Here is a 17,541-nt window from a genome sequence, read left to right on the forward strand (position 1 = left end):
GCGACCGCACGCCCACCACGGCCGCGTGCCGCCCCCGGTGGAAGACGGTCACCTCCCAGCCCCGCCCCAGTGCCGCCTCGACGACGGCCCGTCCCACGAACTCCGTACCACCCAGCACCAGAAGTCTCATACGCCGGACTCTGCCGGAGCGTGCGGAGCGGGGGAACAGTGATCTGCCGAGGGCAGAGGACCCGGGACCGGCGACGAAGCGAGGGGTACCCGTCCGACGGGTACCCCTCGCTTCACCGGCGGGTGCCGGGCTGTGGGACGGCTCAGACCTGGCCGGCCTTCTCCAGCGCGGTGCAGCACGTGTCGACGATCAGACGCGTCACCAGGTACGGGTCGACGTTGGCGTTCGGGCGGCGGTCCTCGATGTAGCCCCTGCCGTCCCTCTCGACCTGCCACGGGATGCGCACCGAGGCGCCGCGGTCGGAGACGCCGTAGGAGTACTCGTTCCACGGCGCGGTCTCGTGCAGGCCGGTGAGGCGGTCGTCGATGCCGGCGCCGTAGTTCTTGACGTGGTCGAGCGGCTTGGAGCCCTCCCCGAGCGACTCGCACGCGGTGATGATCGCGTCGTAGCCCTCGCGCATCGCCTTGGTGGAGAAGTTGGTGTGCGCGCCCGCACCGTTCCAGTCGCCCTTGACCGGCTTGGGGTCCAGGGTGGCGGAGACGTCGAAGTCCTCGGCGGTGCGGTAGAGCAGCCAGCGGGCCACCCACAGCTGGTCGGAGACCTCCAGCGGCGCCAGGGGGCCGACCTGGAACTCCCACTGGCCCGGCATGACCTCGGCGTTGATGCCGGAGATGCCCAGGCCCGCCTTCAGGCAGTTCTCCAGGTGCGCCTCGACGACGTCGCGGCCGAAGATCTCGTCCGAGCCGACACCGCAGTAGTAGCCGCCCTGCGCGGCCGGGAAGCCGCCCTCGGGGAAGCCGAGAGGGCGGGCACCCTTGAAGAAGGTGTACTCCTGCTCGATGCCGAAGACCGGCTCCTGCGTGGCGAACCGCTCGGCCACCTCGGCCAGGGCGGCCCGGGTGTTGGACTCGTGCGGCGTCATGTCCGTGTTCAGGACCTCGCACAGGACCAGGACGTCGTCACCGCCGCGGAGGGGGTCGGGGCAGACGAAGACCGGCTTCAGCACGCGGTCCGAGGCGTGGCCCTCGGCCTGGTTGGTGGACGACCCGTCGAAGCCCCAGACCGGCAGCCCGGCGACCGCGGTCGTCTTCTCGGAGTCCGCCAGGATCTTGGTCTTGGAACGCAGCTTGGCCGTCGGTTCCGTGCCGTCGATCCAGATGTACTCAGCCTTGAAGCTCACGGTCCACTTCCTTCGGGGCGGGTCGGGGCGCATGTGCGGGTGCTGCACGCTGCGGCGTTGCGCCACGCCGGCAGCGGGGTGCCGGGGCGCCCCGCTCGCGATGACACGCAGCCTGTCAACAGGCGATTTCCCGGCCATTGCCCGAATGTGAACCTCGTGTTACCGGCGACCGTCGTGCCCCGGACCGCGCGGTGAGCACGGCGTGGCGGGCACGACTCGCATGCGACGGGATCACGCGACGGGGCCGTACACGACAGGGAGCCCTCCCCGGCTCCCGACGGCGGTCGAGCGGGGAGGGCTCCCACCCCGGGCGCGACCGGGCCGGGGCGCGCTGCGGCGCGCCCCGCCCCCGAACGTGGTCTGCGCCGCAGGGGGTCCTGCGGGTGCTTCCGGGTTCCGGGGCCGGCCCGGGGCTCAGCCCACCTTCTCGATGAGGGCCCGGCGGATCAGGAACTTGCCGGGCTCCCGGACCTGCTCGAAGGCCGCGTCGTTGAGCAGGGCGCAACTGCCGGACACCCCGGTGACCTCGACGGTCGTGGACTTGTTGTTGTCCAGGTTGGTGACCTTGAGCCGCGTCCCGGCCGGGAACCGGCCGCTGGACGCCGCCGGGGCCCCGTCCTCGCCGGAGAGGGTGACCGTGGAGCCGTTGCACACCTGCTCGCCGGAGGCGGCGGCGCCGTCACCGCCCGGGTTCTGCGCGGCGCCGTCCCCGCCGGCCTGTTCGTCCGGGGCGGGCTGTGCGGGCTGCTCGGGCCGGGCGGGCTGGGAGTCCTGAGCCGACTCCCCCACCGTGCACCCGGACGCTTCCTGCTTGAGCTCGATCTCGGCGATGACCGCTTCGCGGTTGGCGATCCGGGCCTCGGACTGGGCGTCGGGACTGGCCCGCTGGCCCTCGATGAACCTCTGGTTGTTGCCGAGCGCGGTGGCGAGGCCCTGGCAGACCGTCGAATCGGCCGCCGACTTGGTGGTGGGCGTCTGGGAGGCGTTCGACGTGCTCGCCATGACGAAGGCGCCGCCGCCCGCCACCGTCACCGCGCTCACCAGCAGCGCGAGCTTCTTCCTGGGGCCGAGCGTTCTCCTGCGCGACATGCGCGTCTCCTGAGAGGTAGGGGAGCGTACGCCGCTACGTACGGGATCCCGAACGGAGTTGCTCAGTGTCCCGGCCGACTCTCCGAAGTGGCCTGCGTCACAAGGGGTGGTGCTCAGCGGGACAGGACGCCCCGTACCGCCTCGTCGGTGCGGGCCACGACCGCCGTGCCGTCCTCGGCGGTGATGATCGGCCGCTGGATCAGCCGGGGATGCTCGGAGAGCGCCGCGATCCAGCGCTCGCGCGATCCGTCGTCCCGCGGCCACTGCCCGAGCCCGAGCTCCTTGGCGGCGGCCTCCTGGGTGCGGGTGATGTCCCACGGCTCAAGACCGAGCCGCTCCAGCACCTCCCGGATCTCGTCCGGGCCCGGTACGTCCTCCAGGTAACGGCGGACGGTGTAGTCGGCACCCTCGGCGTCCAGCAGGCTGACGGCGCTGCGGCACTTGGAACAGGCCGGATTGATCCAGATCTCCATCCGCCCACGGTACGCCCGGCCCGGTTCTGTTCGATTTATCACCGGCCTCACGCGCCCCTTGCGAACCGGATGTTCCGCAGCCGCGATGTGCCATCTCACCTGGTCGTTCGGCGGCTGTTCCAGGTTCCCCGGATGTCGGTGCCGGGCAGTAAACTGGAAGCAGTGTTCGAGGGTGTTGCCGGGGCCGGCGTGGATCCGGTGGACACCCTGACCGCGACAGGAGGATGCCTGTGCCCGCTGCCGCACTCAAGCCGATGCCCATCCAGTCCACGGCGAAGCGTGCCGTCCCGCTCGAAACGCCCTGCGTGCCCGCGGCGAAGCGACCGCTGCCACCGGGCCGCCCGCGGGAGTGGTACGTGACGCACAACCGCCGCCTCAAGGCGATGAGGCTCGCCATCGCCCTGCTCGACTCCGGCGTCTACCTCCCCGACCAGGCCCGCAACGAGACGATCCGCGGCGCGGCCCACCTGATCGGTGTACACCCCCCGTCGGACACGACCTGCCACATGGTCCGGGCGTTCATGCGCTACAACCGCTGAACCGGTCCCGGAAGGAACCGGGCGCCCCGGCCCTCGGGGCGCCCGGCCGCTCCGCGGTCAGTACGGGCGGAAGTCGACGTAGCCGAGGAAGACGATCACTGCGGCGACGCAGCCGAGGACCACGACGGTGGAGACCCAGGACGACGACGAGCGGCGGGACGCCCCGTGCTCGGGTTCGCCGCGGAACGGGACCGGTCCGGGAGGGTCGTCCTTCCAGCGCGCGGCGAGCATGCGGGCGCGGGCCGACGGCTCCTTGTACTCGGCCGTGTCCGCCCACTTGATGTCGAACTCCCGCTCCTCGTCGTTCCTCTCGGGCATCCCCGCGACCCCTCTCGAACAGCAGTGTCAGCTTCAATCATCCCTCGCGGGGCCCGCAGGGGAAAGTGACTTCCGGCCGCAGCCGTGCACGGACGCATGCGAATACGCTCGCCCCGATGAACAGACGAAAGCAGAAGAAGCTCTCCGGGCGGCTGGTCGAGGCGGCACTGTGCGCGGAGGCCGGTACGGTGCGAGCCCTCGTGCGAGCAGGCGCCGACCCCGGCGGAACCAACGCCCACGGCACCACCCCGCTGTACGCGGCCGCCGTCGGCGGGGCCACGGAGATCGTCACCTGCCTGCTGGACGCAGGGGCGTGCCCGGACGCGGAAAGCCGTGACGAGACGGAGGGGACCCCTCTGTGTGCGGCCGCTGCCTGGGGCCATGCCGACGTGGTACGTCTCCTCCTCGCCCATGGCGCCGACCCCGGTCTCCGCGAGGACGACGGCGAGGGCCGCTCGCCCCTCGAGTGGGCCGGGAGCGGGCACCACACGGAGACGGTCGCACTTCTTCTCGCCGCGGGCGCGCGGAGCCCGGACGGGACGACGAGGGCCGCCACCCCGGCAGGCAGGCAGCGGCCCTCGTAGTGTTTCCGGCGTGCGGACGGAGAAGGCGCCGGCGGTGGGTGCCCGGCCGCCGCCGTTTACACGTCGAAGTACAGCTCGAACTCGTGCGGGTGCGGGCGCAGGGCCAGCGGGGCGATCTCGGTCGTGCGCTTCAGGTCGATCCACGTCTCGATCAGGTCCGGCGTGAAGACGTCGCCCTGGAGGAGGAACTCGTGGTCGGCCTCGAGGCGGTCGAGGACGGCGCCGAGCGAGGTCGGGACCTGCGCCACGTTGGCGTGCTCCTCGGGGGCCAGCTCGTAGAGGTCCTTGTCGATCGGCTCGGCCGGCTCGATCTTGTTCTTGATGCCGTCCAGGCCCGCGAGCAGCAGCGCCGAGAACGCCAGGTACGGGTTGCCGGAGGCGTCCGGGGCGCGGAACTCGACGCGCTTGGCCTTCGGGTTCGAGCCGGTGATCGGGATGCGCATCGCGGCGGAACGGTTGCGCTGCGAGTACACCAGGTTCACCGGGGCCTCGAAGCCCGGCACCAGGCGGTGGTACGAGTTCACCGTCGGGTTGGTGAAGGCCAGCAGCGACGGGGCGTGCTTGAGGATGCCGCCGATGTAGTAGCGGGCCATGTCCGACAGGCCGGCGTAGCCCTGCTCGTCGTAGAACAGCGGGGATCCGCCCGTCCACAGCGACTGGTGGACGTGCATGCCCGAGCCGTTGTCACCGAAGATCGGCTTCGGCATGAAGGTCGCGGTCTTGCCGTTGCGCCAGGCGACGTTCTTCACGATGTACTTGAAGAGCTGCAGGTCGTCGGCGGCCGCGAGCAGGGTGTTGAACTTGTAGTTGATCTCGGCCTGGCCGGCCGTGCCCACCTCGTGGTGCTGGCGCTCGACCTTCAGGCCGGCCCGGTCCAGCTCCAGGGAGATCTCGGCGCGCAGGTCGGCGAAGTGGTCGACCGGCGGGACCGGGAAGTAGCCGCCCTTGTAGCGGACCTTGTAGCCGCGGTTGTCCTCCAGCGCACCGGTGTTCCAGGCGCCCGCCTCGGAGTCGATGTGGTAGAAGGACTCGTTCGCCGAGGTGCTGAAGCGCACGCTGTCGAACACGTAGAACTCGGCCTCGGGACCGAAGAAGGCGGTGTCCGCGATGCCGGTGGAGGCGAGGTAGGCCTCTGCCTTCTTGGCGACGTTGCGCGGGTCGCGGGAGTACTGCTCGCCCGTGATCGGGTCGTGGATGAAGAAGTTGACGTTCAGCGTCTTGTCGCGGCGGAACGGGTCGACCCTGGCGGTCGTCAGGTCCGCGCGCAGCGCCATGTCGGACTCGTGGATGGCCTGGAAACCGCGGATCGAGGATCCGTCGAAGGCCAGTTCCTCATCGGGGTCGAACGCCTCAACAGGCACCGTGAAGTGCTGCATCACGCCCGGGAGGTCGCAGAAGCGGACGTCGACGAACTTGACGTCCTCGTCCGCGATGAACTTCTTGGCCTCGTCGGCGTTCTGGAACATCCAGCTCCTCCTACTCCCGACCGTCCCGCCGGGGTGGTAGATCGTTCGTGCGGCCAGTGCGGGCGGCCCACGCTGCCCCCGACCCTAGGGACGGGTGGTTTCTCGGGCGTGACCCATTTGTTTCGCACAAGTTAACCGGCTCATCTCTCACGGTAGACCCGGTGACGTTCCGCCGTCGCACCGCCGTCCTCCCCGGCCGGCCCCGGTCCCTGCCCGGTCCACCCCGCCCTCCGCCGGTCGTGCGGGGGCGCAGTACCGTGGTCGGGTGGACAACAGGCAGGCAATCGGATCGTGGCTCTCCGGGCCGCGCGCGGCCATGGAAGACGCCGGCGCCGACTTCGGGTACCGGGGGGAGCAGCTGGGGCTGCCGGAGGACGGACCGGGCTCCATCGCCCGCCCGGGGCGCAGGATCGGCGCCCTGGTCGTCGACTGGGCGCTGTGCGTCCTGATCGCATACGGCCTCATCACCGACGGCTACAACGGGCAGGCGACCAGCAACTGGGCGCTCCTGGTGTTCTTCGTCCTGAGCGTCCTGACCGTCGGCACGGTGGGGTTCACCCCCGGAAAGCGGCTCTTCGGCCTGCGCGTCGTCGCCGTCGGCAGCGGCCGGGTCCAGCCGGTGCGCGGCCTGGTCCGCTCGGCGCTGCTCTGCCTGGCCGTCCCCGCCCTGGTCTGGGACCGCGACGGCCGCGGCCTGCACGACCGGCTCGCCCGCACGGTCGAGGTACGCGTCTGACATACCGGCCGGCACGACGGCCGCACGACGAAGGAGGGGCGCCCGGAATCATTCCGGGCGCCCCTCCTTCGTCGCGCAAGCGCCGTGTACGGGGTCTCAGCGGGTCTTCGGGCCGCCCTTCGGGAGCTTCATGCCCTTGGGCATCGGGCCCTTCGGGAGAGGCATGTTGCTCATCAGGTCACCGAGGGCGCGCAGCCGGTCGTTGGTCGCGGTGACCTGCGGGCCCGTGAGCACGCGAGGCAGCTTGAGCATGGTCGTGCGCAGCTTCTTCAGCTCGACCTGGCCCTCGCCCGTGCCCACGACCATGTCGTGCACCGGGACGTCCGCGACGATGCGGTTCATCCGCTTCTTCTCGGCGGCGAGCAGGCTCTTCACCCGGTTCGGGTTGCCCTCGGCGATCAGCACGATGCCGGCCTTGCCGACCGCGCGGTGCACCACGTCCTGGTTGCGGTTCATCGCCACGGCGGGAGTCGTGCTCCAGCCCCGGCCGACGTTGTCCAGTACGGCCGCGGCAGCGCCCGGCTGTCCCTCCATCTGCCCGAAGGCCGCCCGCTCGGCCCTGCGCCCGAACACGATCGCCATCGCGAGGAAGGCGAGCAGGAAGCCCAGGATGCCGAGATAGATGGGGTGACCGATCAAGAAACCGATCGCGAGGAAGACACCGAAGGTGACGATTCCGACAGCCGCGAGTACAAGACCGATCTTTTTGTCGGCCCTGCGGGTCATCTTGTAGGTCAGAGCGATCTGCTTCAGTCGCCCGGGGTTCGCAGCGTCCGCTGCGGTTTCCTTCCTCGCCATGCGATGAAGTCTACGTGTCCCCAGGAGCGGGGACGACGGCAGTGTCCGTGAGGGTTCAGAGGCTGATGACGGTCGGGGACTGGTCGAGCACGCGCTGCGCCTCGACCCGGTCCCTGGCGCGGCGGCGGTCCTCCAGCACGGAGGTCCAGGCGTTGCGGCGGGCGGTGCGCTGGCCGCCGCTCATCAGGAGCGACTCGACGGCGCGCAGGGCGGTGCCGAAAGACGGGATGGCGGTGGCGCGGACGGGCGCGGCCTGCATCGTGGAGGTCCCCCTCGAAACATCATTCGGATACGGGAGTACGTGGCGTGATTCCAGGGTCACTGATTGGTGTTACCAGGGCGTGACCCGCCGGTCAAACGGACATGAAGCCGGGATTCAGGCTCCGTGAAAGCCGACGCGGCCCCGGCGTACGCCCTCATCTGCGAGGACGGCAGGGACCGCGTTCTCTCGGCCATTACTTGTCAGTAGTATCTTGTGCTCAGATTCACACGCATGCCTCACACGTGCCCGGCCCCGCCCCGGAGCGGGCGGGGTGGCACCGTGTCAGACGGCCTGCGCCGCGATGTACGTACCGCGCTTCTCGACCGCCATCCGGTACAGGCGGCCGGCACGGTACGAGGAGCGGACCAGCGGACCGGACATCACACCGGAGAAGCCGATCTGCTCGGCCTCCTCCTTCAGCTCCACGAACTCGTGCGGCTTCACCCAGCGGTCGACGGGGTGGTGGCGCACCGACGGGCGCAGGTACTGCGTGATGGTGACGAGCTCGCAGCCGGCGTCGTGCAGCTGCCTCAGCGCCTCACCGACCTCCTCGCGGGTCTCGCCCATGCCGAGGATCAGGTTCGACTTGGTGACCAGGCCGTTGTCCCGGGCGGCGGTGATGACCTTCAGGGAGCGGTCGTAGCGGAAGCCGGGGCGGATCCGCTTGAAGATGCGGGGCACGGTCTCGACGTTGTGCGCGAACACCTCGGGGCGGGAGGAGAAGACCTCCTCCAGCTGCTCCGGGACGGCGTTGAAGTCCGGGGCCAGCAGCTCGACCTTGGTGCGGCCGGTCTCGCGCGCGGCGGTCTGCGCGTGGATCTGGCGCACCGTCTCGGCGTACAGCCAGGCGCCGCCGTCCTCCAGGTCGTCGCGGGCGACGCCGGTGATGGTGGCGTAGTTCAGGTCCATGGTGACCACGGACTCGCCCACACGGCGCGGCTCGTCACGGTCGAGGGCCTCGGGCCTGCCGGTGTCGATCTGGCAGAAGTCGCAGCGCCGGGTGCACTGGTCGCCGCCGATGAGGAAGGTCGCCTCGCGGTCCTCCCAGCACTCGTAGATGTTCGGGCAGCCGGCTTCCTGGCAGACCGTGTGCAGACCCTCGCTCTTCACGAGGTTCTGCATCTTCGTGTACTCGGGCCCCATTTTCGCCCGCGTCTTGATCCACTCGGGCTTGCGCTCGATGGGGGTCTGGCTGTTGCGGACCTCCAGGCGCAGCATCTTGCGTCCGTCGGGTGCGACTGCGGACACATCGGCTCCCTAGCTTCGATTCTTCGGCGTACACCAGGGTACGCCCGTGTTTGTTGGGCCTGCCGGTCAGGCCAACCTCCGAGAGGCGGGGCCCATTCCCGGGCGCGAGGTCAGGGCCTCGGGCCCGGGAACGGGCCGGATCAGGCGCTCGCGCGGACGATCTCCCGGGGCTTGGGGTCGGCGTGCTCCAGGATGTCCCGCAGGTGGCGCTCGACGACCGGGAGCACCTCCTCGATCGTGATGTCGCGGCCCAGTTCGGCCGCGAGGGAGGTGACGCCCGCGTCGCGGATGCCGCACGGGATGATCCGGTCGAACCACTTGTTGTCCGGCTGCACGTTGTACGAGAAACCGTGCATGGTGACGCCCTTGGCCACCCGGATGCCGATGGCCGCGAGCTTGCGGTCCTCGCGGCGCTGCCCGGCGTTGGAGGGCGCGTACTCGGGGCCGTTCAGCCGCGGGTCGAACTCCTCGTCGGTCAGACGGGGGTCGAAGTCCAGGGAGAGGCCACCGGGTGCCGGGCGCTGATCGACCGGGTCGCCCAGCACCCACACCCCGCTGCGGCCCTCGAGGCGGGTGGCCGCCACGCCGAACTCCGCGGAGGCGCGGATCAGTGCCTCCTCCAGGCGCCGCACGTGCGCCACCACGTCCACCGGGCGGGGCAGCTTCTGGATCGGGTAGCCCACCAGCTGGCCGGGGCCGTGCCAGGTGATCTTGCCGCCGCGGTCCACGTCGATGACCGGGGTCCCGTCCAGGGGGCGCTCGCTGTCCTGGGTGCGCCGGCCGGCCGTGTAGACCGGGGGGTGCTCCAGCAGGATCACGGTGTCGGGCACCTCGTCGGCGAACCGCGCCGCGTGCACCCGGCGCTGTTCGTCCCAGGCCACCTGGTAGTCGACGGCCTCGGTCCCGAAACCCATTCGGACGAACCGCAACTCACTCACGGGCGAGCGCCTCCCAGGCAGTAGTAAGGAGCAGGAAAAAGCGGTAAGGCGGTGGGGCGTGAGATGCCGTAAGGCACGAAACGCACCCAAGCCACTGTACGACCGTACGGGCGTTCGCTGTTCCGGCGCCCTCGGGGCGCCGGCTGCGTCCGGCGCCGGTCCTCCGGCCGCTGTCCGGCGTCAGCCGCCGGCCGTCAGCCGCGACGTCAATCCTCACACGATCGGATGAATGCCGGTCGAAGGCTGCGACCGGGTGTTTACCCTCCGCTACATTCGCGCCGTCCAGCAGGCCATAAGAGCTGCTCATGGGCTGCTCATGGGCAATCCGGGCACCACCACGTCCGCCGGAAGGCAGGCGACCGCACCGCAGATGTCGGAACGACCCGCGCAGCGCACCCCCAACCGCCAGCTCGCCGCGCTCATCGCAGAAGCGGGGTTCTCCAACGCGGGACTCGCCCGTCGCGTGGACCAGCTCGGTCTCGAACACGGGCTCGACCTGAGATACGACAAGACCTCCGTCACCCGCTGGCTGCGCGGGCAACAGCCCAGAGGCACCACACCCGCGCTCATCGCCGAGGTCTTCACCCGGCGCCTCGGCCGCCGGCTCACCGCCCAGGACCTCGGCCTGGACGCCTGCGCCCCCGTCTACGCGGGGCTGGAGTTCGCCGCCTCCCCCGACGAGGCCGTCGACATCGTCAGCGGCCTGTGGCGCAAGGACTCCGGCAGCCACGCCGAGCTGCGCAAGATCGCCTTCACCTCGGCGGGGCTCGTCGTACCGAGCCGGGACTGGCTCATCGGCCGGGCCGACGAGAAGGTGGCCCGCGCCGAGCCGCCGGTCCGCGTCCCCGCCCAGATCCGCCCGGCGGGCGGACCGGCGGGCAAAGCGGCGGGGCGGCAGTCCGCGTTCGGCGTCCGCCGCCGGTACGCCGCCGAACGCGGCCCCGGCCAGCGGGTCACCGGCGGCGACATCGCCGCCCTGCGCTCGGTCGGCGAGCTGTTCCGCACCCTCGACGACGCCTACGGCGGCGGCCACGCCCGCCAGGCGCTGGTGCGCTACCTGGAGCACGAGTGCGAGCCGATGCTGCGCGGCAGCTACGGCGAACAGACCGGCCGCCGCCTGTTCGCCGCCGCCGCCGACCTGACCCGGCTGGCCGGCTGGACGTCGTACGACATCGGCGCGCACGGGCTCGCCCAGCGCTACTTCGTCCAGGCGCTCCGCCTCTCCCAGGCGGCCGCCGACCGGACCTACGGCGCGTACGTCCTGGTCACCATGAGCAGGCAGGCCGTCTACCTCGGCCACGGCCGGGAGGCCGTACAGCTGGCGCGCGTGGCCCAGCAGGGCGCGGGCGGCTCCACCCCGCCCCTGGTGCAGGCCCTGCTGCACGCCGTCGAGGCGCGCGGGCACGGGGTGCTCGGCGAGGTCCGGGCCTGCACCGCCGCCCTGGTACGCGCCGAACGCGCCCTGGAGAGCGCCCGGCCCGGCGACGAGGTCCCGCACTGGGTGCGCTTCTTCGACGAGGCCCAGCTCGCCGACGAGTTCGGCCACTGCCACCGGGACCTCCAGCAGTTCCGGGCCGCCGCCCAGCACGCGGAGCGCTCGCTGCAGCTGCGCGCCCCCGGTTACGCCCGCAGCCGCCTGTTCTGCCGTGTCGTCCTCGCCACCGCCCGCCTGGGCCTCGGCGAGCTCGACCAGGCCTGCCTCCTCGCCGCCGAGGCGGCCGGCCAGGCCGCCGAGATGCGCTCGGTACGGGCGGTGGAGTACGTCCGCGACTTCGAACGCCGCCTGGAGCCCTACCGCGACGCGGCCCCGGCCCGCGTCTACCGGGACAGGATCGCGGCGTACGGCTGAGCGCCGGGGGTGCCGGCGGGCGGTGTGCCGGGCACCGCCCGCCGGGACGGTCAGGCAGCCCGGGCCGCGGGGAGGGGATCGGCCGTGTGCAGGGGGCGGTCCGCGCCCAGGTCCGCCAGGATCGCGGCCGAGGCACGGCGGCCCGAGTGCAGGGCGCCCTGCACGGTGCTGGTGTCGCGGTGGTCGCCGCACACGTACAGGCCCGCCAGCAGCCGTACCGGGCGGCGCAGATCGTGCGGTGGGGGCGTCGCCGGCACGGCGTCGGCGGTGTGGTGGACCGCCAGGGTCTCCCAGCGTGCCGTCGACATGCCGTACAGCCTGGACAGGTGCACGCGCACGCCCGTGTCGACCTGCGCCCCGGGCGGTCCCAGGACCGTGGACGACACGAGCGTGCGGCCGGCCGGGGCCCGGGACGGGTCGACCCGGCTGACCACCGCCGTGTGCGCCACCGGGCCGCCCCGGTCGGCGTCCAGGAGCAGCGAGGCCCCGGTCTGCGGCGGCTCGTCGGTCGCGTGGTGCACCACCGTCACGGGATGGAAGTCCGGCACCCGCAGGCCCGGCAGCAACTGCGCGGCGGCGCGCGCGTCCGTCGCGATCAGCACCGCGCGGCAGCGGAACTCGCCGTGCTCGGCGGTGGTCACCGACGTCGTCGAGACGGAGGTGACCCGGACACCGGTGTGCAGCGTGCCCGGCGGCAGGCTCCGGGCCAGCAGTTCCGGGAGTGCCTCCGCGCCGCCCTCCGGCAGGCACAGCCGCCCGGACGCGAAGGCGCGCAGCGCGAGATCCGCGCACCGGCTGGACGTGGTGAGGTCCGGGTCGCACAGCAGCGCGGAGAGCAGCGGACGGAGGAAGCCGTCGACGGTACGGGCCGGCAGGCCGCGGGCCGCCAGCGCCTCGGCCGCGGTCAGCTCCGGCCGGGCCAGCAGCCGCTCCACCGGGGTACCCGCGAGCCGGGTGAACGCGGCACCCAGCCGGGCCTGGTCGACGGCGGTGCCCAGCGGGGCACCGGCCCGGCTCCGGGGAGCGGAGACCTGCCGCCCGGGGACGGCCACCGGCCTCCTGGGCGCCGCCCCCGGGCGGGGGGCGCTTGCGAGGGCGCGCACCGCATGGAGCGCGCCCTTTGCACCCCTCGCGCCGATGGGCAGGCCCGCGCGGTGGTGCCGTCCGTCGCTGTGCAGCAGGACCCCGGGTGCGAACGGGCGCAGCACGAGCCCGTCCAGGCCCGCGGCCGGCCGCAGTTCGGGATACGCCGTGGACAGCAACTGCCCGGTTCTGTCGAGCCGGAAGCCGTCGATCTTCTCCGTGGCCATCCGGCCGCCCACCGCGGGGGCGGCCTCCAGGACCACGGTGGTGACTCCTGCACTGGTCAGTCGTCGCGCCGCGGAGAGTCCGGCGGTCCCGGCCCCCACGACGACGACGTCCGCCTGGTACGCGGGCTCAAGCACGTGCCCCTCCTCGAGGTTGCGCGGACGCTGGAGACGTCATGCCTCCAACAGGCCCCAGGAATAACCGAGTTCTGCTCGAGGTTAGGACCGGGAAGGCGCGTGGGGAGTCGCGCATCGACAGGGGCACGGGCGCACGCCGGTCGCATGCGGCCTCCGGACGTGCCCCTCACGGCCACCGAGGCCGCCCCGAGCCCCGGCCGTCCCACGCCCACGGCACCGGGTCCCCTCGGTACCGCACCCCAATCCGGCCACCCCAACCCGGTCGCCCCCGCCCGGCCGTCCGCGCCCGGCGCTTTCCGCCCGGTGTCCTCAGCCCGGCGCCCAGCACCCGGTGTCCTCAGCCCGGCGTCCGGCGTCCGGCGCTCGGTGTCCTCAGCCCGGCGCCCAGCACCCGGTGTCCTCAGCCCGGTGTCCTCAGCCCGGCGTCCGGCGCTCGGCGTCCGGCGTCCGGTGTCCTCAGCCCGGCGTCCGGCGTCCGGCGCTCGGTGTCCTCAGCCCGGCGCCCAGCACCCGGTGTCCTCAGCCCGGTGTCCTCAGCCCGGTGTCCGGCGCTCGGTGTCCGGCGCTCGGTGTCCGGCGTCCGGTGTCCTCAGCCCGGCGCTCGACGTCCGGCACCCGACGTCCTCACCCCGGTGCTCGGCGTCCTCCGTCCGGCGTCCGGTTGCCGATGTCCTCCGCACGGCTGCCCGGCGCTGTCTCCCTCCGAAGGGCGTCGACGCCGGCACCCGCCGGGCCCCCGCCCCGTCACAGGGCCGCGCGGATCGTCCCCTCGATGTCCGGGAACGCGAACCGGAACCCCGACTCCAGCAGCCGCGTCGGCAGCACCCGGGCGCTGCCCAGCACGTCCTGGGCCATCTCGCCGAGCACCCTCCGCAGCACCGGCGCCGGTACCGCGAGCACCGTCGGCCGACGCAGCACGCGCCCCATCGCCTCGGTGATCTCACGGTTGGTCGCCGGGTGCGGCGCGGTCAGGTTGAACGGCCCGGAGAGCCCGTCGGTGTCGAGCAGATGGCGCAGGGCGGCCACCTCGTCGTGCAGGGCGATGTACGACCAGTACTGGCGCCCGTCGCCCAGCCGTCCGCCCAGCCCGGCCCGGAACAGCGGGAAGAGCCTGCCCCACGCACCGCCCCCGCGGGCCACCACGAGCCCCGTCCGGGCGAACACCGTCCGCACGCCCGCCTCCCGGGCCGGTGCCGCGGCGGCCTCCCACTCGACGCACAGCTCCGGCAGGAAACCCGAGCCCGCCGGCGCGCTCTCGTCGACCGCCCGGTCACCGGTCTCGCCGTAGTAGCCGATGGCGCTGCCGTTGACGAACACCCGCGGCCGTACGTCCCGCTCCAGACCGGCGACCGCCTCGGCGAGCGCCGCCGTGCCCCGCACCCGGCCGGTGCGGATCCGCTCCTTGTACTCGGGTGTCCAGCGGCGGTCGCCCACCCCGGCACCGGCGAGATTGACCACGGCGTCGCACCCGGCGAGCCCGGCCGCGTCCACGGACCCCCGTTCCGGGTCCCACCGCACCTCGTCCTCGGTGCGGGGTGTCCTGCGCACCAGGCGCACCACCGTGTGCCCGTCGGCGGTCAGGGACCGTACGAGTGCGCCGCCGATGAGGCCGGACGCACCGGCCACCGCGATTCGGGAAGATTCCATGGGTCCATCCTGCCCCGCGGCCCGGACACCACGGCGGACCCGCCGCCCTACGACGTCACGAGCTCCCCGGTGCCCACCGGTGCCGTCGCGTCGGCCGCGCGCTCCGCGTCCTCGGCGACCTCGGCCGCGGTCAGGACGTAGCCGGTCTCCGTGTCCGAGGTGGACCGGGCGAACACCACGCCGAAGACCCGGCCGTCGGTGGTCAGCAGCGGTCCGCCGGAGTTTCCGGGGCGCACGGTGGAGCGGATGGAGTAGATCTCGCGGGTGACGACCCGGTCGCCGTAGATGTTCTGCCCCCTCGCCTGCACCCGGTTCGCGACCGTCGCCGCCTGGAGGTTCAGGTCGCCGTCCTGCGGGTAGCCCGCGACGACCGCCGAGTCGCCGCGGCCGGCGTCCTCGACGAACCGCAGGACGGGCGCCCGCAGTTCGGGCACGTACAGCACGGCCACGTCCTTCTGCGGGTCGAACAGCACCACCCGGGCCGCGTACGCCCGCCCGACGCCGCCGACCCGCACGGTCGGCTCGTCGATGCCGGCGACCACATGGGCGTTGGTCATCACGCGCTCCGCCGCGTACACGAAGCCGCTGCCCTCGCGGCCCTGGAGACCCGCGACGCCCTCGATCTTCACCGTGCTCCGCTGGGCGGCCCGGGTGGCGGCCGCGGTGACGCTGTCGCCGGAGGGCTCGGCGACCTCGGCCGTCGACTCGTTCTCGAACGGGTTGAAGACCCGCGGGAAGCCCGCCTCGGTCAGCGCGGAGGTGGCCCGTGAGAACCAGGCGGGAGTGGTGTCCGGCATCACCTCGTGGACCGCGCCGAGCAGGCGCGAGTCCCGGATCGCGGAAGTGATCAGCGGGGACGAGGAGGCGCCGAGGACGGACGCGAGCACCCAGGCCACGATCAGCACGGCCACCGAGTTGGCCGCCGCCCCGCCGATCCCGTCCGCCACCCGCAGCGGCCCCCGGTCCAGCTCCCGCCGCAGCCTGAGCGCCACCCGGCCCGCCGCCTCATGGCCCACGGCCGCCGGCAGCAGCACCGTGAGCAGGGCCGTCACCGTCGCCCCGGTCGTCCCCGGGGTCACCAGCTCCATCACCCAGGGCAGAATCCACACGCCGACGACCGCACCGCCCACGAAACCGGCCAGCGACACGCAGCCGGCCAGCAGGCCGCGCCGGTAGCCGGACGCCGCATAGGCCAGGACGACCAGCACCAGCAGGATGTCGAGCAGGTCCACGCACGCCGCCTTTCTCTCGGGCCCTCTCCCCCGTGGGGGAGGGGCCCGGTGATCAGCCACGCGCGAGTGACCACCGGGAAGCGGCCGCACGCGCGGGTACCCGGAAGAACGCCGGAGACCCGGACGATGGTTCCACCGGTCGGCACGGCCGCGTCGCGGGGCGGCCCGGTCCGCCCCAAAGTGAAGCCATGCGTGCCCTCACGAGACCGAGGGGAGCGCGGCTGCGCCGTGCTTCCCGGATACCCGGCGGAGCCGGCCGCACGGGCCTGCCCGGAGCCGTCAGAGTGCTGCTCGGCTGTCTGCCGGGCGTCGCCGCGGCGGTCGCCCTGGTGCTGTGCGCGTACGGCGTCGAACGGGCCGCGGAACCCTCGTCCGCCGCGGTCACCGCCCGCAAGGCGGCCGCCCACACGGCGCCCAGGCCGCCCATCGTGTCGAGAGCGGCCTGGGTGGGCGACGCCGGCCGCGAACAGCCGCCCCCGCGCTACGACGACGAGGTCGTCGCCGTCTTCGTCCACCACACCGACTCGCCCAACGACTACGACTGCGCCGAGGCCCCCACCCACATCCGCAACGTCTACGAAGGGCAGACCAGCGCCCGGGAGTGGGACGACATCGGCTACAACTTCGTCGTCGACCGGTGCGGCACCATCTACGAAGGCCGCGCCGGCGGCACCGACCGCCCCGTCACCGGGGCCCACACGCAGGGCTTCAACCACCGCACCACGGGCATCGCCGCGCTCGGCACCTTCACCGCCGGGGTGCCCGTGCCGCACGCGATGGAGCGCGCGATCGCCGAGCTGGCCGCCTGGAAGCTCGGCCTGTCCGGCACCGACCCGCGATCCGACGTCCGGCTGGTCTCCAGCAACGGCCGCAGCAGGTACGCGGCCGGCACCACCGCCATGCTGCCCGCCCTCGCGGGCCACACCGACGGCTTCATGACCAGCTGTCCGGGCGCCGCCCTGCAGGCCCGCCTGCCGAAGATCAGGGAGAGGGCGGCGGAACTCCAGAGCCGCCGGCCGGGTGCCGGACACCGGCAGGAGGAACAGGAGGAGGCTCAGGGCCGGGCTCAGGGCCGGGCTCAGGGCCGGAACCGGTCCCAGAGGCGGGGATAGCGTTCGGCGAGCCGGGTGTCGTCCTCGAAGTCGACCGGCGTGCCCTCGGGCTCGACCGGGCCGGCGGGGAGGTCCAGGTCGGGGGCCATGATGCCGGTGAGCTGCTCGTACGCCTCGTCCGCCGCGTAGCCGAGCTCCTCGCCGTCGCCGTCGATCTCCTCGTCGAAGTCGTCCAGCAGACCGGCCAGGGAATCCGGGTCGTGCAGCGCGCCCTCGAAGACCTCTCGGCCCTGGCCGATCAGCCAGCACCGGAAGAAGTCGAAGGCGTCGTCGCTCGCCCCGTCGAGGAGCACCCAGGCGGCGCCCCACAGGTCCCAGCGGTAGGCGCGGTGGTAGCGGGACTCGAAGTGCCGGGCGAAGTCGAGGACCGCCTCCGGGTCCAGCCGCGCGAGCCGCTCCACGAGCAGGTCGGCCTGCTCCTCCGGATCGCCCTCGGCGTCCTCGCGGGCGGTGTCGACCAGCTCCCAGAACTCCGTCTCGTCCATCACGCGTCAA

Annotated in this window: 19 protein-coding genes; 5 read left to right on the forward strand and 14 right to left on the reverse strand. The window is 72.6% G+C overall.

The window, feature by feature from the left end; all coding sequences use genetic code 11:
- From ORI94_RS02240 to ORI94_RS02255, 4 genes are all read right to left on the reverse strand, one after another.
- Positions 1-130, reverse strand: a 130-nt coding sequence (locus tag ORI94_RS02240) for an NAD-dependent epimerase/dehydratase family protein (protein ID WP_323056020.1), incomplete at its 3' end; no start/stop codon positions are given.
- A 142-nt stretch (positions 131-272) separates the two neighbouring features.
- Positions 273-1,310 (reverse strand): glutamine synthetase, encoded by a 1,038-nt coding sequence (gene glnII, locus ORI94_RS02245; protein WP_266071982.1) that lies wholly within the window; start codon positions 1,308-1,310, stop codon positions 273-275.
- Between the two features lie 414 nt (positions 1,311-1,724).
- Positions 1,725-2,399 (reverse strand): hypothetical protein, encoded by a 675-nt coding sequence (locus ORI94_RS02250; protein ID WP_266071983.1) that lies wholly within the window; start codon positions 2,397-2,399, stop codon positions 1,725-1,727.
- Between the two features lie 113 nt (positions 2,400-2,512).
- Positions 2,513-2,872: an arsenate reductase family protein gene (locus tag ORI94_RS02255; protein ID WP_266071984.1), complete on the reverse strand. Its 360-nt coding sequence runs from the start codon at positions 2,870-2,872 to the stop codon at positions 2,513-2,515.
- Between the two features lie 230 nt (positions 2,873-3,102).
- Between ORI94_RS02255 and ORI94_RS02260 the strand changes: the two genes are divergently transcribed.
- Positions 3,103-3,411, forward strand: a complete 309-nt coding sequence (locus ORI94_RS02260) for a hypothetical protein (protein ID WP_266071985.1) — start codon at positions 3,103-3,105, stop codon at positions 3,409-3,411.
- A 57-nt stretch (positions 3,412-3,468) separates the two neighbouring features.
- Here ORI94_RS02260 and ORI94_RS02265 read toward each other — a convergent pair whose 3' ends face one another.
- Positions 3,469-3,729, reverse strand: coding sequence for a hypothetical protein (locus tag ORI94_RS02265; RefSeq protein ID WP_266071986.1), 261 nt, complete (start codon positions 3,727-3,729; stop codon positions 3,469-3,471).
- A gap of 116 nt (positions 3,730-3,845) precedes the next feature.
- Here ORI94_RS02265 and ORI94_RS02270 point away from each other — a divergent pair, with 116 nt between their 5' ends.
- Complete coding sequence (locus tag ORI94_RS02270) at positions 3,846-4,313, forward strand: ankyrin repeat domain-containing protein (RefSeq protein ID WP_266071987.1); 468 nt, start codon at positions 3,846-3,848, stop codon at positions 4,311-4,313.
- A gap of 56 nt (positions 4,314-4,369) precedes the next feature.
- On the opposite strand, the gene glnA is transcribed toward ORI94_RS02270, so the two are convergent.
- Positions 4,370-5,779 (reverse strand): type I glutamate--ammonia ligase, encoded by a 1,410-nt coding sequence (glnA, locus tag ORI94_RS02275; RefSeq protein ID WP_042173482.1) that lies wholly within the window; start codon positions 5,777-5,779, stop codon positions 4,370-4,372.
- 265 nt (positions 5,780-6,044) lie between these two features.
- On the opposite strand from glnA, the gene ORI94_RS02280 reads away from it, so the two are divergent.
- The gene (locus tag ORI94_RS02280) at positions 6,045-6,515 is read left to right on the forward strand and encodes an RDD family protein (RefSeq protein WP_266071989.1); all 471 of its coding nucleotides are present in this window, start codon (positions 6,045-6,047) and stop codon (positions 6,513-6,515) included.
- A gap of 96 nt (positions 6,516-6,611) precedes the next feature.
- Here the strand turns inward: ORI94_RS02280 and ORI94_RS02285 are convergent, their stop codons facing one another.
- The 4 genes from ORI94_RS02285 to lipB all read right to left on the reverse strand — a co-directional run bounded on the left by ORI94_RS02285 (position 6,612) and on the right by lipB (position 9,761).
- Entirely contained in the window at positions 6,612-7,313 is a 702-nt protein-coding gene (locus ORI94_RS02285) for a DUF4191 domain-containing protein (RefSeq protein WP_266071990.1), read from the reverse strand.
- Between the two features lie 55 nt (positions 7,314-7,368).
- Positions 7,369-7,572, reverse strand: coding sequence for a hypothetical protein (locus tag ORI94_RS02290; RefSeq protein ID WP_266071991.1), 204 nt, complete (start codon positions 7,570-7,572; stop codon positions 7,369-7,371).
- A gap of 285 nt (positions 7,573-7,857) precedes the next feature.
- The gene (gene lipA, locus ORI94_RS02295) at positions 7,858-8,823 is read right to left on the reverse strand and encodes a lipoyl synthase (protein WP_266071992.1); all 966 of its coding nucleotides are present in this window, start codon (positions 8,821-8,823) and stop codon (positions 7,858-7,860) included.
- Positions 8,824-8,963: 140 nt separating this feature from the next.
- On the reverse strand, positions 8,964-9,761 hold the full coding sequence (lipB, locus tag ORI94_RS02300; RefSeq protein WP_266071993.1) for a lipoyl(octanoyl) transferase LipB: 798 nt from the start codon (positions 9,759-9,761) through the stop codon (positions 8,964-8,966).
- Between the two features lie 370 nt (positions 9,762-10,131).
- On the opposite strand from lipB, the gene ORI94_RS02305 reads away from it, so the two are divergent.
- Positions 10,132-11,610: a regulator gene (locus ORI94_RS02305; protein ID WP_266072515.1), complete on the forward strand. Its 1,479-nt coding sequence runs from the start codon at positions 10,132-10,134 to the stop codon at positions 11,608-11,610.
- 50 nt (positions 11,611-11,660) lie between these two features.
- On the opposite strand, the gene ORI94_RS02310 is transcribed toward ORI94_RS02305, so the two are convergent.
- The 3 genes from ORI94_RS02310 to ORI94_RS02320 form a co-directional block, all read right to left on the reverse strand.
- Positions 11,661-13,055, reverse strand: a complete 1,395-nt coding sequence (locus ORI94_RS02310; protein ID WP_266071994.1) for an NAD(P)/FAD-dependent oxidoreductase — start codon at positions 13,053-13,055, stop codon at positions 11,661-11,663.
- Between the two features lie 744 nt (positions 13,056-13,799).
- Entirely contained in the window at positions 13,800-14,702 is a 903-nt protein-coding gene (locus ORI94_RS02315) for a TIGR01777 family oxidoreductase (protein ID WP_266071995.1), read from the reverse strand.
- Positions 14,703-14,749: 47 nt separating this feature from the next.
- The gene (locus ORI94_RS02320) at positions 14,750-15,934 is read right to left on the reverse strand and encodes a MarP family serine protease (RefSeq protein WP_266071996.1); all 1,185 of its coding nucleotides are present in this window, start codon (positions 15,932-15,934) and stop codon (positions 14,750-14,752) included.
- Between the two features lie 284 nt (positions 15,935-16,218).
- Between ORI94_RS02320 and ORI94_RS02325 the strand changes: the two genes are divergently transcribed.
- Positions 16,219-17,046 carry a peptidoglycan recognition protein gene (locus ORI94_RS02325; protein ID WP_266072517.1) on the forward strand — a complete coding sequence of 276 codons (828 nt, stop codon included), beginning with the start codon at positions 16,219-16,221 and terminating at the stop codon, positions 17,044-17,046.
- Here ORI94_RS02325 and ORI94_RS02330 read toward each other — a convergent pair.
- Positions 17,013-17,531 carry a DUF4240 domain-containing protein gene (locus ORI94_RS02330; RefSeq protein WP_266072519.1) on the reverse strand — a complete coding sequence of 173 codons (519 nt, stop codon included), beginning with the start codon at positions 17,529-17,531 and terminating at the stop codon, positions 17,013-17,015. The two genes, ORI94_RS02325 and ORI94_RS02330, sit on opposite strands and share 34 nt — an antisense overlap.
- Positions 17,532-17,541: the final 10 nt, after the last annotated feature.

This window comes from Streptomyces sp. NEAU-W12 (assembly GCF_026242095.1).
GTDB lineage: Bacteria > Actinomycetota > Actinomycetes > Streptomycetales > Streptomycetaceae > Streptomyces.

Coding starts and splice junctions, on each gene's coding strand:
- ORI94_RS02250 (WP_266071983.1), bottom strand. CDS start 2,399: ATGTCGCGCAGGAGAACGCTCGGCCCCAGGAAGAAGCTCGCGCTGCTG.
- ORI94_RS02255 (WP_266071984.1), bottom strand. CDS start 2,872: ATGGAGATCTGGATCAATCCGGCCTGTTCCAAGTGCCGCAGCGCCGTC.
- ORI94_RS02265 (WP_266071986.1), bottom strand. CDS start 3,729: ATGCCCGAGAGGAACGACGAGGAGCGGGAGTTCGACATCAAGTGGGCG.
- ORI94_RS02270 (WP_266071987.1), top strand. CDS start 3,846: ATGAACAGACGAAAGCAGAAGAAGCTCTCCGGGCGGCTGGTCGAGGCG.
- glnA (WP_042173482.1), bottom strand. CDS start 5,779: ATGTTCCAGAACGCCGACGAGGCCAAGAAGTTCATCGCGGACGAGGAC.
- ORI94_RS02285 (WP_266071990.1), bottom strand. CDS start 7,313: ATGGCGAGGAAGGAAACCGCAGCGGACGCTGCGAACCCCGGGCGACTG.
- ORI94_RS02290 (WP_266071991.1), bottom strand. CDS start 7,572: ATGCAGGCCGCGCCCGTCCGCGCCACCGCCATCCCGTCTTTCGGCACC.
- ORI94_RS02305 (WP_266072515.1), top strand. CDS start 10,132: ATGTCGGAACGACCCGCGCAGCGCACCCCCAACCGCCAGCTCGCCGCG.
- ORI94_RS02315 (WP_266071995.1), bottom strand. CDS start 14,702: ATGGAATCTTCCCGAATCGCGGTGGCCGGTGCGTCCGGCCTCATCGGC.
- ORI94_RS02330 (WP_266072519.1), bottom strand. CDS start 17,531: ATGGACGAGACGGAGTTCTGGGAGCTGGTCGACACCGCCCGCGAGGAC.